11 protein-coding genes are annotated in these 14,368 nt (G+C 73.0%); 8 read left to right on the forward strand and 3 right to left on the reverse strand.

What is annotated here, in order from left to right; genetic code table 11:
* Positions 1-3: 3 nt before the first annotated feature.
* Positions 4-2,427: an AMP-binding protein gene (locus TCUR_RS10330; RefSeq protein ID WP_012852438.1), complete on the forward strand. Its 2,424-nt coding sequence runs from the start codon at positions 4-6 to the stop codon at positions 2,425-2,427.
* Positions 2,428-2,465: 38 nt separating this feature from the next.
* On the opposite strand, the gene TCUR_RS10335 is transcribed toward TCUR_RS10330, so the two are convergent.
* Complete coding sequence (locus TCUR_RS10335; protein ID WP_012852439.1) at positions 2,466-3,128, reverse strand: TetR/AcrR family transcriptional regulator; 663 nt, start codon at positions 3,126-3,128, stop codon at positions 2,466-2,468.
* The gene (locus TCUR_RS10340) at positions 3,125-4,348 is read right to left on the reverse strand and encodes an acyl-CoA dehydrogenase family protein (protein WP_012852440.1); all 1,224 of its coding nucleotides are present in this window, start codon (positions 4,346-4,348) and stop codon (positions 3,125-3,127) included. Before TCUR_RS10340 ends, TCUR_RS10335 begins: the two co-directional genes overlap by 4 nt.
* 59 nt (positions 4,349-4,407) lie before the next feature.
* Here TCUR_RS10340 and TCUR_RS10345 point away from each other — a divergent pair, with 59 nt between their 5' ends.
* From TCUR_RS10345 to TCUR_RS24900, 6 genes are all read left to right on the forward strand, one after another.
* Positions 4,408-5,190 carry an SDR family oxidoreductase gene (locus TCUR_RS10345; RefSeq protein WP_012852441.1) on the forward strand — a complete coding sequence of 261 codons (783 nt, stop codon included), beginning with the start codon at positions 4,408-4,410 and terminating at the stop codon, positions 5,188-5,190.
* Between the two features lie 37 nt (positions 5,191-5,227).
* Entirely contained in the window at positions 5,228-6,184 is a 957-nt protein-coding gene (locus TCUR_RS10350) for a quinone oxidoreductase family protein (protein ID WP_012852442.1), read from the forward strand.
* Positions 6,185-6,369: 185 nt separating this feature from the next.
* Positions 6,370-8,409 carry a phosphate acetyltransferase gene (gene pta / locus TCUR_RS10355; RefSeq protein ID WP_012852443.1) on the forward strand — a complete coding sequence of 680 codons (2,040 nt, stop codon included), beginning with the start codon at positions 6,370-6,372 and terminating at the stop codon, positions 8,407-8,409.
* 105 nt (positions 8,410-8,514) lie between these two features.
* Positions 8,515-9,978: a sugar porter family MFS transporter gene (locus TCUR_RS10360; RefSeq protein ID WP_012852444.1), complete on the forward strand. Its 1,464-nt coding sequence runs from the start codon at positions 8,515-8,517 to the stop codon at positions 9,976-9,978.
* 254 nt (positions 9,979-10,232) lie between these two features.
* Positions 10,233-12,203, forward strand: coding sequence for a threonine--tRNA ligase (thrS, locus tag TCUR_RS10365; protein WP_041439505.1), 1,971 nt, complete (start codon positions 10,233-10,235; stop codon positions 12,201-12,203).
* 87 nt (positions 12,204-12,290) lie between these two features.
* A complete protein-coding gene (locus tag TCUR_RS24900) occupies positions 12,291-12,932 on the forward strand; it encodes a hypothetical protein (protein WP_012852446.1) in 642 nt (213 codons plus the stop codon).
* Here the strand turns inward: TCUR_RS24900 and TCUR_RS24905 are convergent.
* Positions 12,929-13,534, reverse strand: coding sequence for an Asp23/Gls24 family envelope stress response protein (locus TCUR_RS24905; RefSeq protein ID WP_012852447.1), 606 nt, complete (start codon positions 13,532-13,534; stop codon positions 12,929-12,931). The two genes, TCUR_RS24900 and TCUR_RS24905, sit on opposite strands and share 4 nt — an antisense overlap.
* A 248-nt stretch (positions 13,535-13,782) precedes the next feature.
* Here TCUR_RS24905 and TCUR_RS10380 point away from each other — a divergent pair, with 248 nt between their 5' ends.
* Positions 13,783-14,331 (forward strand): HIT family protein, encoded by a 549-nt coding sequence (locus tag TCUR_RS10380; protein ID WP_041441499.1) that lies wholly within the window; start codon positions 13,783-13,785, stop codon positions 14,329-14,331.
* Positions 14,332-14,368 lie beyond the last annotated feature (37 nt).

Below are 14,368 nucleotides of genomic sequence, written 5' to 3' on the forward strand. Positions count from 1 at the left end.
CCGATGAGCGCGAACCCGCCACGGCGCAACGGAGCCGGGAAGGAGTCGCTGTGGGTCGTCGTGCCCGCCTACAACGAGGGGGCGGGCATCACCGCGACGCTGCGGGCGCTGTCGGCCCAGTGCCTGCCCCCCGCCGGGGTGGTCGTGGTCGACAACGCCAGCACCGACGACACCGCCGAAGTGGTGCGGGCCTACGCCGCCGCGCACCCGGAGCTGAACCTGGAGCTGCTGCACGAATCCCAAAAGGGCACCGGCGCGGCCGCCGACACCGGCATGCGGCACGCCATCGCCCGCGGCGCCACCCACCTGGCCCGCACCGACGCCGACTGCCTGCCGCCGCCGCACTGGACGGCCGCGATCATGCGGGCCTTCGACGAAGGGCTGGAACTGGTGGCCGGCCGGCTGCGCCCGCGCACCGACGAGTTCCCGCTGAACTGGAAGGAACGCTGGCTGCTGCCGGTGCTGCAGCCGCTGGCCGCCGCCTTCGGCCGGATCCGCCCCGGTAACCAGGGCCCGGACTATCTGGGGCCGTACGTGATGAGCCCGGCCTGCACGCTGGGCATCACCGCCGAGCTGTATGAGCGGTGCGGCGGCTTCCCCCGCGCCCCCATCGAGGAGGTGCACGACGACCGCGAACTGGTCAACCGCGTCCGCAAGGTGACCACCGCCTACGGGCGGCGCCGGGACGTGTGGGTGTACTGGTCGATGCGCCGCGCCCGCGCCTACGGGCTGCGCGGCACCCTGGCCTGGTACGCCCGTCCCGGCCGCCGGGACAAGGAGATGGCCAAGGAGGTGGACGTCCGCCTGCCCCGGCCCCGGCCGCGCCGCCCTCCGGCCGGCCCGCCGCGCAGGCCCCGCCGCGTCGACGAGGCCGACCTGGTGGGACGGGTGCTGGCGCAGGCCGAACGCACCCCCGGGGCGGTGGCGCTGGTGCACGGCCCCGGCGACCGCCAGATGACCTACGGGGAGCTGCGGCATCGGGTCCTGGCGGTGACGCACGGCCTGCGGCGGGCCGGACTGCGGCCCGGCGACCGGGTGCTGCTGGGCGTGCGGCACTCGGCCGCAACCGTGATCATCGCGCTGTCGGTGGTGGCCGCCGGCGGCACCCTGGTGATCGTCGATCCGGGGGCGGGCCCGCAGATGTTCGCCGCCCGGCTGCGGAGCGCCCGGCCCCGCTGGGTCATCGCCGAATCCGCCCTCTACAGCCTCAACCGCCTGCGCGTCCTGCGCGGCCCGGCCCGCCGGGCGGGACTGCTGCTGCCCGGCGTCACCGACCCCGCCCTGCGCCACGTCCGCGTCGGCCCGTGGCTGCCGGGCGTGCCCGCCGGGGCGCTGGACTTCGCCGAGCTGATGCGCGGCCCCGCCCCCGAGACGGCCGGCGAGCGCGACCCGCACGCCCCGGCGGTGGTGGTGTTCACCTCCGGGACCACCGACGCCCCGCGCGGCGTGGTGCACTCGGCGGCCTCGCTGGCGGCCGGGCTGCGGCTGTGCCGCGACCGCTTCCCCCTCGGACCCGGCGACGTGGTGCACGACGCGGGGTTCATGCTGGGGCTGCCCGCGCTCATCGCCGGTGCCCGCTGGTCGATCCCCGCTGCCCGCGACCCGGTGGACGGCTTTTTGGCCGAGGTGGCGCGGCGCGGCGTCACCCACGCCTTCTGCGTCCCGGTGCACCTGGCGCAGATGCTGGAGGAGTCCGGCGACCGGCTGCCCGGCTGCCTGCGGTACCTGCTGCTGGGCTCGGCGCCCGTCCCCCCGGCGGTGCTGCGGCGCGCGGTGGCGGCGGCCGGCGGGCGCACCGAGGTGCTGTCGGTCTACGCGCTGACCGAGATGCTGCCGGTGGCCATCGCCGACGCCGCCGAGAAATTCGCCCACTGGGACTCCGGCAGTGGGGGGGACCTGCTGGGCGCGCCCCTGCCCGGGGTGGAGGCCAAGATCGCCGCCGATGACGAACTGCTGCTGCGCGGCCCCAACACCTGCCTGGGCTACCTGGGCGAGCCGCCGCTGGAGTGGCTGGAGACCGGCGACCTGGCCCGCCTGGACGACCGGGGCCGCCTGATCCTGATCGGCCGCAAGAAGGACATGCTGATCCGCGGCTCGGCCAACATCTACCCGGGGCTGTATGAACCGGCCATCGCCGCGCTGCCCGGCGTCGCCGAGGCCGCCATGGTGGGGCTGGCCGATCCGGTGACCGGCGATGAGGAGGTCGTGCTCGCGGTGGTGCCGGACGGCGACGTGCCGCCCGCCGCGCTGCGCTCCCGGCTGCGCCGCGCCCTGCCGGAGGTGATCGACGCCGCGGCGCTGCCGGACCGGATCGAGGTGCTGCCCGGCCTTCCCCGCGCCGGGCGCTCCCACAAGCTGGACCGCGACGCCCTGCGCGCCCTCGTCGGGGAGGGCCGGGGGACGAGGGGACCCGTCCGGGGACGCTGAAGGAGCTTCGGCGACCCGCCGTTCCCCGGGCGGGCTTTTCAGTCCTCGAAACGGATGCGCTCGCCGGAACGCAGGCGGTCCAGCCCCAGCCAGATGAACTCCACCGCCATGGTCTCGGCCTTGTCCCGCGGGGTGTCGCGGTGCTCCAGCCACCACGACACCATCGACAGCATCGCCCCGTACATCAGCGGCACCAGCAGCCGGGCGCGGCGCTCGTTGACGGCCAGCTGGGCGGGGGTCAGCGTCGGGTCGGCGCGGCGGCGGCGCAGCAGCAGCCCGGCGAACTCCTCGCCCAGCCGCTCGCGCATGTCCCGCAGGTCATCGCCCACCTCCGGCTTGTCCAGATGCCGGATGACCAGCGCCCAGGCCGCCGGGTCCTCGGTGGCGTAGTCGAACAACGCCCGCACCATCGCCCGGATGTTGTCCACCGAGGACCGCCCGGGCCGCACCGCCGAGCGCAGCCGCCCGGTCAGCTCCGTCACGATGGCGGCGGCGACCTCGGCGAACAGCTCTTCCTTGGAGGCGAAGTGCTGGTAGAGCAGGGCCTTGGACACCCCCGCCGCCGAGGCCACGTGCTCCATCTGGGTCAGGTGGTAGCCGCGCCGCCCGAACTCGCCGAGCGCCGCCGCGAGCAGCTGCTCGCGGCGGCGGGCGTACGGCATCCGCTGCCGCAGGCCGGTCCCCCCCGTGGTATCGGTCATTTGCTCACGTACTTACCCAGCTCGGCGCGGGCGACGGAACGGATGTGCACATCGTCGGGCCCGTCGGCGATCCGCAGGGTGCGCAGCGAGGCGTACATGCGGGCCAGCGGGGTGTCGTCGCTGACGCCGGCGCCGCCGTGCACCTGGATGGCGCGGTCCACCACCTGCAGCGCCACCCGGGGCACCACCACCTTGATCGCGGCGACCTCGCTGCGGGCGGCCTTGACCCCGTACTTGTCGATCATCCAGGCGGTCTTGAGGGTCAGCAGCCGGGCCTGCTCGATCGCCATCCGGGACTCGGCGATCTGCTGCTGCACCACGCCCTGCTCGGCCAGCGTCTTGCCGAAGGCCACCCGGGAGACGGCCCGCTGGCACATCAGCTCCAGGGCGCGCTCGGCGGCGCCGAGGGCGCGCATGCAGTGGTGGATGCGGCCGGGACCCAGCCGGGCCTGGGCGATCATGAAGCCGTCGCCCTCGTTGCCGATCAGGTTCTCGACCGGGACCCGCACGTCGGTGAAGGTGATCTCGCAGTGCCCGTGCTGGTCGTAGTAGCCGAACACCGGCAGCGGCCGGATCACCTCCACCCCGGGGGTGTCCATCGGCACCAGCACCATCGACTGCTGCCGATAGGGATGCCCCTGCGGGTCGGTCTTGCCCATGACGATCATTATCTTGCAGCGCGGGTCGGCCACGCCGGTGATCCACCATTTGCGGCCGTTGATGACGTAGTGGTCGCCGTCCCGCTCGATCCGGGTGGAGATGTTCCGGGCGTCGGAGGAGGCCACGTCCGGCTCGGTCATCGCGAACGCGCTGCGGATCTGGCCCTCCATCAGGGGGCGCAGCCAGCGCTCCTTCTGCTCGGGGGTGCCGAACATGTGCAGCACCTCCATGTTGCCGGTGTCGGGCGCGGCGCAGTTGGTGGCCTCGGGGGCCAGGTGCGGGGAGCGCCCGGTGACCTCCGCCAGTGAGGCGTAGTCGGTGACCGTCAGCCCGTGCGCCGGCTCCTGGCAGTCGGGCAGGAACAGGTTCCACAATCCGCGCTTGCGCGCCTCGGCCTTGAGTTCCTCGACCACCGGGGGAACGACGTTCTCCTTCCCCGCGGCGATCAGCTCGGCCCGCTGGGTCTCATAGACCGGTTCGGCCGGGTAGACGTGGGAATCCATGAACTCCTGCAGCCGGGCCAGGTACTCCTCGGCCCGGGGGCTCAAACCGAAATCCATGCGGCTATAGTAACTGACTAGTCAGTCACCTTGAGGGTCGAGGTCGCTTGGAGGTTCGGATGGACGCCGCGAGCCGCTCGGGCAGCAACGGCGGGAACTACTCCGGGAACTACTCCGGGAAAGTCGCCTGGATCACCGGAGGGGCCAGCGGCATCGGCGCCGCCGTCGCCCGCCGCCTGGTCGAAGAGGGCGCCCAGGTGCTGATCTCCGACGTCAACGTCGAGGCCGGCAACGCGCTGGCCGAGGAGCTGGGCTGCAAGTTCGTGCGCTGCGACGTGCGCGAACCCGCCGACAACAACGCCGCCGTGGCCACCGCCGTGGAGACCTTCGGCGGGCTGGACATCGCCTTCCTCAACGCCGGGGTGGCCTCCCGCTGCGGCCTGGGCGGCGACTTCGACCTGGAGGCCTACCGGCGGGCCATGGCCGTCAACCTCGACGGCGTGGTCTACGGCATCGTGGCGGCGCTGCCGGCGCTGCGGGCCCGCGGCGGCGGGGACATCGTCGCCACCGCCAGCATGGCCGCGCTGACCGCCACCCCCTTCGACCCCGTCTACGGCGCCAACAAGGCCGCGGTGGTCGGGCTGGTGCGCGGGCTGGGCCCCAACCACGAGCCCGAGGGCATCCGGATCAACGCGCTGTGCCCGTCGTTCGCCGACACCCCCATCATCGAGGGAATGAAGGACGAGCTGGACAAGCTCGGTCTGCCGGTCCTGGACGTGGCCGATGTGGTGACGGCGTTCATGAGGCTCCTGGAGGCGCGCGGCGCCGGCCAGGCCTGGTACGTGGTGCCGGGCCGTCCTTCTGAGCCGTTCCAGTTCCGCCGCGTGCCCGGCCCTCGCTGACCGGTGGGACGGAACACGAGGGAACCCGAGGAGGAACATGCGCGCCATCCAGATCACCGAGTTCGGCGGCCCCGAGGTGCTGCGCCTCGTGGAGCTGCCCGACCCCGTGCCCGGCCCCGGAGAGGTGCTCATCGAGGTCTCCCGCGCCGGGGTCAACTACGCCGACACCCACCAGGCCGAAAACAGCTACCTCAGCCCCGCCGCGCTGCCCATGGTGCCCGGCGGCGAGGTGGTGGGACGCACCCCCGACGGCCGCCGCGTCGTCGCCATGGCCAGTTCCGGCGGGTACGCCGAGAAGGCCGTCGCCCCCGAGCACATGGTCTGGGACGTGCCCGAAGAGGTCGACGACGTCACCGCGCTCGGCCTGCTTGTGCAGGGCGTCTCCGCGTGGGTGCTGCTGCGCCGCAGCGTCCGCATGGAAGCGGGGGAGAGCGTGGTCGTGCACGCCGCCGCCGGCGGCGTCGGCTCCCTGGCCGTGCAGCTGGCCAAGATCTGGGGCGCCGGGCGCGTCATCGCCACCGCCTCCTCGCCCGCCAAGCGGGAGCTGGCCCTGCGGCTGGGCGCCGACGCGGCCGTGGACCCGGCGGCCGAGGACCTGACCGCCGCCCTCATCGAGGCCAACGAAGGCAGGCGCGTCGATGCGGTGCTGGAGATGACCGGCGGCCCGGTCACCGACCAGAGCCTGCGGGCCCTGGCCCCGTTCGGGCGGCTGGCCTTCTACGGCATGGCCTCGCGCAAACCGCCCTCGCCCGTCCGGCCCGAGGCGCTGATGGCGCACTCGACCACCGTCGCGGGCATGTGGCTGGCGCACGTCTTCCGCCAGTCCGGCGATCTGGCGCGCACCGCCCTGGAGGAGCTGTATGCGCTGGCCGCCGCGGGCCGGCTGCAGGTGATCGCCGGCGGCGAGTACCCGCTGAGCCAGGCCCGCAAGGCCCACGAGGACCTGCGGGCCCGCCGCACCACCGGCAAGCTCGTACTGGACCCCTCTCGCTAGCGCTCCGGCGATGACCAGGCGGCCGGCGTTCCCGAGTTGAGCACCTTTATGTGAGGAGGACCACTTCCAGCGCGTACCCTGGCGGCGGACGATCCGGGCATCGGGGACCTCCCCGGGCCCGGTCGTCTGTGAGTTGTCGTTGCGGGGATAGGGAGCTTTCCCCCCGATTCTGGGACGATCGCCCTATGACGTGTGGGGTCTACGTCGCGGCCGGTGACGCCGCCAGCCTGAAGGCCACGCTCGCCCTCGGCCTGACCGAACTGCTGTGCCGGCAGGTCGGCACGGTCGGCGTCTTCCGCCCGGTGGTCCGTGCGGGCGACCGCGACGACCTGGTGGAGACGCTGCGGGCCCGGTTCAAGCTGGGCTGCCGGTACGCCGACTGCGTCGGGGTCACCTACGAGGAGCTGGCCGCCGACCCCGACGCCGCCGTCGCCGAGATAGCCGCCCGCTACCGGCGGCTGGCCGAGCGGTGCGAGGGCGTGGTCGTCGTCGGCACCGACCACACCGACGTCGGCGTTTCCGCCCGCCAGGGATTCGACGCGGCCATGGCCGCCCGGCTGGGCCTGCCGGTGCTGCTGGTGGTCAACGGGCTGGGGCGCACCCCCCAGCAGGCCGCCGAGGCCGCCGCCCTGGCGGTCAAGGAGGCCGAGGGGGAGCGGGCCGCGGTGCTGGCCGTGGCGATCACCCGGGTCGACCCCAAGCGGCGGGAGGAGGTGCTGCGCGCCGCCCGCCGCCCCGACGGCCCGCCCGTCTACGCGCTGCCCGAGGTGCCCCGCCTGGCGGCGCCCACGGTCAGCGGGCTGATGGAGGCCTGCGAGGGCTACCTGATCCTGGGGGAGGAGCACCAGCTCGGCCGGGAGGTCTCCGGCCTGATGGTGGGGGCGATGTCGCTGCCCAACATCCTCAACCGGCTCACCGAGGGCGTGGCCGTGCTCATCGCCTCCGACCGGGCCGCCGCATTGCTGCCGGGCCTGATGGCCGCGCACGCCGCCCCCACCTTCCCCGCGCTGTCGGGGATCATCATGACCGGCGGCATGGAGCTGCCGGAGTCGGTGGCCCGGCTGCTGGACGGCATGTCGGTGCGGCTGCCGGTGATCATCACCGAGGGCGACACCTTCGAGACCGCCACCCGGCTGTCGGCCGCCACCGGCCGCCGCTTCACCCCCGATGCGCACGGCAAGATCGAAACGGCGCTGGGGCTGTTCGCCGAGCACGTCGACGGCGCCGCGCTGGCCGAGCGGCTGGGGGTGCGCCGCAGCCGGTGCACCACCCCCTTGATGTTCGAGTACTCCCTGCTGGAGCGGGCCCGCGCCGACCGGCGCCGCATCGTGCTGCCCGAGGGCTCCGACTCGCGCGTGCTGCGCGCCGCCGACATCCTGCTGCGCCGCGGCGTGGCCGACCTGACGCTGCTGGGCGATGAGGAGGCCATCCGCACCGAGGCGGCCGAGCTGGGGCTGGACGTGTCGGCCGCCAAGGTCGTCAGCCCCTTCGACCGCAGGCTGCGCGAGCGGTTCGCCGCCGAGTACGCCCGGCTGCGGGCGCACCGCGGCGTCACCCACCGGCTGGCCCGCGACCTGGTCACCGACGTGCAGTACTTCGGGGCGCTCATGGTGCACCTGGGGCTGGCCGACGGCATGGTCTCCGGCGCCGTGCACACCCCCGCGCACACCGTCCGCCCGGCGCTGGAGATCGTCAAGACCGCCCCCGACGCCAAGATCGTCTCCAGCGTGCATTTCGTGTGCCTGCCGGACCGGGTGCTGCTGTACGGGGACTGCCTGGTGGTGCCCGAGCCGGACGCCGCGCGGCTGACCGGCATCGCGCTGTCGGCCGCCGCCACCGCCCGCCGCTTCGGCATCGAGCCGCGCCTGGCGCTGCTGTCCCACCCGGCCGGCACCCGCGGCGGCGGCGAGCAGGCCCGCGCCGCCACCTCCCTGGTCCGCTCCCGCCTGCCGGAGCTGCAGGTCGACGGCCCGCTCACCCACGAGGAGGCGATCGGCGAGGGGAGCACCGTCTACATCGTGCCGGACCTGGACATCGGCGACGCCCTGGTCCAGGAGCACCGCGCCGCCGGGGCCACGGTGATCGGGCCGGTGCTGCAGGGTCTGCGCCGGCCGGTCAACACCCTGCCGCCGCGCGCCACCGTCCAGGACATCGTCAACGCGGTGGCCATCACCGCCATCCAGGCGCAGTCGCCGCCCGACGATCCGGCCGAAGTGTTCTCCTAGCGCTCGCCCTCCGGGTCCCCCCGCAGCGCGCCGATCCGCCCCCGCGCCGCCCGGAAAACGTCCGCGACCTGGCATAACACGCCCCGAAAAGGGGAGTGGCGGGGCATGGGCACCGAAGGCGAACCGGCCGCGCAGGAACCGCCGTCACACGCCACCGCCACGGCCACCATGATCGCGGGAGCGGCGGCGGTGGGCGGGTTCCTGTTCGGCTACGACACTTCGGTGATCAACGGGACGGTCGAGGCGCTGCGCGCCGAGTTCGGGCTGGGCTCGTTCGTCGTCGGGCTGGTGGTGGCCTCGGCGCTGCTGGGCTGCGCGGCCGGCGCCTGGTTCGCCGGGGAGCTGGCCGACCGGATCGGCCGGGTGCGGGTGATGCTGCTGGCCGCCCTGCTGTTCGTGCTCAGCGCGCTGGGCTCGGCGCTGGCCTTCTCCGCCGTCGACCTGACGCTGTGGCGCCTGGTGGGCGGGCTGGCCATCGGCGCCGCCTCGGTGATCGCCCCCGCCTACATCGCCGAGATCGCCCCCGCCCGCCTGCGGGGGCGGCTGGGCTCGCTGCAGCAGCTGGCGATCGTCACCGGGATCTTCACGGCGCTGCTGGCCGACTACTTCATCGCCCGCGTCTCCGCCGGCGGCGCCTCCGGGGAGTTCCCGCTGGGCGGCACCGCCTGGCGGTGGATGTTCGCCAGCGCCGTGGTGCCGGCGGTGATCTACGGGGCGATCGCGATGAGCATCCCCGAGTCCCCGCGCTTCCTGGTCAAACGGCACCAGGAGGCACGGGCCCGGCGGGTGCTGGCCCGGGTGCTGGGGGCCGGGACCGACGTGGACGCCAAGGTCCGCGACATCGCCCGCACGCTGCGCGAGGACCGCCCCGTCCGGGTGCGCGACCTGCGCGGCCCGCGGCTGGGCCTGCTGCCGATCGTGTGGGTGGGCATCCTGCTGTCGGTATTTCAGCAGTTTGTCGGCATTAACGTAATTTTCTACTACTCGTCCTCTTTGTGGCAGGCTGTCGGTTTCAGTGAGAGCGACGCCATGCTCACCTCGGTGATCACCTCGATCACCAACATCGTCACCACCCTGGTGGCCATCGCCCTGATCGACCGGATCGGCCGCCGCCGGCTGCTGCTGGCCGGCGCCGCCGGGATGACGCTCACCCTGGCGACGCTGACCGTGGCGTTCGCCACCGCGCCGCTGGTGGACGGCGAGCCGGTGCTGGGACCGACGGCCGGCCCCATCGCGCTGATCGCCGCCAACCTGTATGTGTTCTCCTTCGGCGCCACCTGGGGCCCGGTGGTGTGGGTGCTGCTGGGGGAGATGTTCAACAACTTCATCCGGGCCGCCGCGCTGGCGGTGGCCGCCGCCGCCCAGTGGATCGCCAACTGGCTGATCACCATGACCTTCCCGGCCATGGCCGCCCTCGGCCTGGGCTTCGCCTACGGCTTCTACACCCTGTCGGCGGGCGTGGCCTTCCTGTTCGTCTACAAGGCCGTCCGCGAGACCAAGGGACGCGAGCTGGAGGACATGGACCAGCTGTACGGGGTTCCCGAAGATCGCACCGCCCGGCACGCGTGACCCGCTACCATGGCCCTATGGCGCGCATGCATCGGCCGACGACGACGCCGGGCACCTCCCGGCGGCACCCGCGCATGCGCTGACCAGCGAGCCATCTGCAGGCCCCGGGAGCGATCCCGGGGCCTTGCGTTTCCCCTGGGCCGCTCCCGCCAGCCGAAAGGAAATCGATCATGAAGCCGGTCGACCCCGGTAACGGCGGCGGCTCGATAGCATCTAACGCCGGCAACCCGAACCCGTCCGACCAAGGAGTACCCGTGTCCACCGTGTCGAAGCTGCGCATCACCCTCGACGGCGACGAGCGGATGGTGGCGGCCGGCACCACCGCGGGCCAGGCGCTGGAAGCCGACGGCAAGACCGTCATCGCCGCCCGCGTCAACGGCGAGCTGCGCGACCTGGACTATGAGGTCCGTGACGGGGACGAGGTCGAGCCGGTGGCGATCGACACCGAAGACGGGCGCGCCATCTTGCGGCACTCCACCGCGCACGTGATGGCCCAGGCGGTCCAGGAGCTGTTCCCCGAGGCCAAACTGGGCATCGGCCCGCCGGTGGAGAACGGCTTCTACTACGACTTCGACGTCGCCAGGCCGTTCACCCCCGAAGACCTCAAGCGCATCGAGAAGCGGATGCGCGAGATCATCAAGCAGGGCCAGCGGTTCTCCCGCCGCCCGGTCTCCGACGAGCAGGCCCGCGCCGAGCTGGCCGACGAGCCCTACAAGCTGGAGCTGATCGACCTCAAGGGCGGCGCCTCGGCCGACGACGGCTCCAGCGTGGAGGTCGGCGCCGGGCAGCTGACCATCTACGACAACCTGGACGCCAAGACCGGCGAGGTGTGCTGGAAGGACCTGTGCCGCGGCCCGCACCTGCCGACCACCCGGCACATCCCGGCCTTCAAGCTGATGCGCTCCGGCGGCGCCTACTGGCGCGGCAGCGAGAAGAACCCGCAGCTGCAGCGCATCTACGGCACCGCCTGGGAGTCGCGCGAGCGCCAGGATGCGTACCTGAAGATGCTGGAGGAGGCCGAAAAGCGCGACCACCGCAAGCTCGGGGTCGAGCTGGACCTGTTCTCCTTCCCCAGCGCGATCGGCGGCGGCCTGGCCGTCTGGCACCCCAAGGGCGGCATCGTCCGCAAGGTGATGGAGGACTACTCCCGCAAGCGGCACCTGGAGGCCGGCTACGAGTTCGTCGTCACCCCGCACCTGAGCAAGTCCACCCTGTTCGAGACCTCCGGGCACCTGGACTGGTACGCCGAGGGCATGTACCCGCCCATGGAGCTGGACGGGGCGACCTACTACCCCAAGCCGATGAACTGCCCCATGCACATCATGATCTTCAAGGCGCGGGGCAGGTCGTACCGGGAGCTGCCGCTGCGGATGTTCGAGCTGGGCACCGTCTACCGGTACGAAAAGTCCGGGGTGCTGCACGGGTTGACCCGGGCCCGCGGCTTCACCCAGGACGACGCGCACATCTTCGTCGCCCCCGACCAGCTCGCCGAGGAGCTGGCCAGCCTGCTGAAGTTCGTGGTGGGGCTGCTGCGCGACTACGGGCTGACCGAGTTCGAGGCCGAGCTGGCCACCCGCCCGGAAAAGTACGTCGGTGAGATCGCCGACTGGGAGAAGGCCCAGGCCGCGCTGGAGCACGCCCTCCAGGAGGCCGGCCTGCCCTACGTCATCGCCGAGGGCGAGGGCGCCTTCTACGCCCCCAAGATCGACGTGCACATCCGGGACGCCATCGGCCGCCGCTGGCAGCTGTCCACCCTGCAGGTGGACCTGCAGCTGCCGCAGCGCTTCGACCTGGAGTTCCAGGCCGCCGACGGCACCCGGCAGCGGCCCTACATGATCCACCGGGCGCTGTTCGGCTCGGTGGAGCGGTTCTTCGCCATCCTGCTGGAGCACTACGCCGGGGCGCTGCCGCCGTGGCTGGCTCCGGTGCAGGTGGTCGGCATCCCCATCGGGGCCTCCCACGTGCCGCACCTGGAGAAGGTGGTGGCCCAGCTGCGCGCCCGCGGGATCCGGGCCGAGGTGGACGCCTCCGACGACCGGATGCAAAAGAAGATCCGCAACGCCCAGAAGGCCAAGATCCCCTACATGCTGCTGGCCGGCGACGACGACGTCTCCAAGGACGCGGTCTCCTTCCGCTACCGCAGCGGCGAGCAGAAGAACGGCGTGCCGATCCCGGAGGCGGTCGAAGAGATCGTCCGGGCCGTCGAAGAGCGCATCCAGATCTGACGGCCCGGGCTGTGCGGCCACGCCCACCGGGCGCGGCCGCACAGCCCGGCGGGCCGCCATCGACCGTCACGACCAGGGACAGCAGCGATGAAGACCAGGAGACCGGCCGCCCGGCACGGCGCCGGGTGGCTGCGCTTCCTCGGCTACGGCGGCTCGGTGCTGCTGGTGCTGGCCGCCGTCGCGGTGCTGTTGCTGCCGCTGCTCGGCCAGGGCGGCGACGCCGGGGCCGCAGCGGGCGCCCGCTCCGCCGGCCCCTCGCAGAACGCCGCTCCGCAGCCCCTCGGGTCGCCGGGCTTCACCACCGGGCCGTCCGCCGCCGACCCGCAGCGGCCCCCCGCCCGGAGCACCACTCCCCAGGGGGACCCCCTCGGCCAGGGAGATCCGCTGAACCCGGGCGGTGACGGCGGCGAAGGAGGAGGCGGAGGCGGCCAGGGCGACCCACTGGCCCCGCGCGGCGGCACCACCCCCGACTACTGCCCGCGGGGGCTCGGCGCGGTGCGCTACGGCATGACCGGCCTGGAGGTGACCGTTCAGTTCAGCGGCGCCGCGTTCGTCCAGGTGGTGGTCCACCTGGTGGGGCTGCGCAGCCTGGAGCAGACCACCCAGGTCCAGGCGCGCCGGCCGCACACCTTCGTCTTCGAGACGGTCACGCCCGACCAGGTCGAGCGGGTCCAGGTCAAATCGGTGGGCGCGACCATCCCGCAAAGCTGCGACCTGCGCCTGAACTAGGCCCGGCCGCGTTGCGCCCCGGCGGGCGGGCGCACGTCGTCGATCACCACGTTGACCGCGGAGACCCGGGCGCCCAGCATCAGGCCGACCACCCGCGCCACGTTGGCCTTGACCGCCTTGGCGACGTCCATGATCACGCAGCCGTACTCGACCACCACGGTCAGGTCCAGCGACATCTCGCCCTCACCCCGGTGCACCCGCACCGCCTGGGCGCGTTCGCTCAGCGCGGCCACGCCGTCCACCTCCCCGGCGGCCAGCGCGGCGATTTTCTCGACCACCTCGTCCTCGATCGTGATCCGGCCCTTGACCACGGCGGCGGCCTGAGGACGCGCCTCGGCGGCCTGCTCGCCCCCGGCCGTCTTCTCTCGCCGGGCCTCCTCGGGCCGCTGGGGTTCCTGGGGGGAGCGCTGGTGGCGTCCGGGCGGCAGCAGCGTCGGCGCCACCGTGCCGGCCCCCGCCGTGCCCGACAGCGGGACGCCCGCGGGCGGTGTGGCATGCCGCCCCGGCGGCGCCGGGAAGAACGGCGGGCGGCCGCCTTCGGCGGGCGATGCGCCCTCCGCCGTTCCGTTGCCCGAGGCGCGGCTGTTGTCCAGGTCGGTCATGAAAATCCCCCACAGGTCGGAATGCTGCGTCCATCGTGTCGGATATGACCGCGATGACGCCGGAAAAGCGGTGATTCCGCCGGTAGGGGAGTCGCCGGTGCCGCATGGCCCGGCTTCAGGCAGGTGGGAGGCGCTCTCTATGCTGCTGAACAGGCGAGCAGAAGGAGAGCGCCGTCTTGAGCGTAGAGCCGAGGGAGCCCCGGGTGCCGAAGGCGCGCTTCGACGCGCCCGAATCCGCTGGTCAGGGGGTGTGCGAGGTGGAGGAGGAGCAGGCGGGCGTGGGGGTTCCCGACAACTTCCAGCGGCTGTGGACCCCGCATCGGATGGCCTATATCAAGGGGGAGGGCAAGCCCACCGGAACCGGCCCCGATGACGGCTGCCCTTTTTGCGAGATCCCCAAGATGGACGACGCAGAAGGGCTCATCGTGGCCCGGGGCGAGGTGGTGTTCGCCGTTCTCAACCTCTACCCCTACAACTCCGGGCACCTCATGGTCGTCCCGTACCGGCACATCGCCGACTACACCGAGCTGGAGACCGCCGAGACCGCGGAGCTGGCCGACTTCACCAAGCGGGCGCTGCTGGCGCTGCGCAAGGCCAGCGGGGCCCAGGGCTTCAACGTCGGGCTCAACCTCGGCCTGGTGGCCGGCGCCGGCATCGCCGCGCACCTGCACCAGCACATCGTGCCGCGCTGGGGCGGCGACACCAACTTCATGCCGGTGATCGGCCGCACCAAGGTGCTGCCGCAGCTGCTGCGCGAGACCCGGCAGCTGCTGGTCGAGGCCTGGCCGCACGAGTGAGCCGGGACTTCGGCGCCGTGGGGACGAAGGCTCAGCC

The organism is Thermomonospora curvata DSM 43183, from assembly GCF_000024385.1.
GTDB lineage: Bacteria > Actinomycetota > Actinomycetes > Streptosporangiales > Streptosporangiaceae > Thermomonospora > Thermomonospora curvata.

Excerpts from the sequence above, each read along its gene's own strand:
- TCUR_RS10360 (WP_012852444.1), top strand. The coding sequence starts at position 8,515 with ATGGGCACCGAAGGCGAACCGGCCGCGCAGGAACCGCCGTCACACGCC.
- pta (WP_012852443.1), top strand. The coding sequence starts at position 6,370 with ATGACGTGTGGGGTCTACGTCGCGGCCGGTGACGCCGCCAGCCTGAAG.
- TCUR_RS10340 (WP_012852440.1), bottom strand. The coding sequence starts at position 4,348 with ATGGATTTCGGTTTGAGCCCCCGGGCCGAGGAGTACCTGGCCCGGCTG.
- TCUR_RS10350 (WP_012852442.1), top strand. The coding sequence starts at position 5,228 with ATGCGCGCCATCCAGATCACCGAGTTCGGCGGCCCCGAGGTGCTGCGC.
- TCUR_RS10345 (WP_012852441.1), top strand. The coding sequence starts at position 4,408 with ATGGACGCCGCGAGCCGCTCGGGCAGCAACGGCGGGAACTACTCCGGG.
- TCUR_RS24900 (WP_012852446.1), top strand. The coding sequence starts at position 12,291 with ATGAAGACCAGGAGACCGGCCGCCCGGCACGGCGCCGGGTGGCTGCGC.
- TCUR_RS24905 (WP_012852447.1), bottom strand. The coding sequence starts at position 13,534 with ATGACCGACCTGGACAACAGCCGCGCCTCGGGCAACGGAACGGCGGAG.
- TCUR_RS10330 (WP_012852438.1), top strand. The coding sequence starts at position 4 with ATGAGCGCGAACCCGCCACGGCGCAACGGAGCCGGGAAGGAGTCGCTG.
- TCUR_RS10335 (WP_012852439.1), bottom strand. The coding sequence starts at position 3,128 with ATGACCGATACCACGGGGGGGACCGGCCTGCGGCAGCGGATGCCGTAC.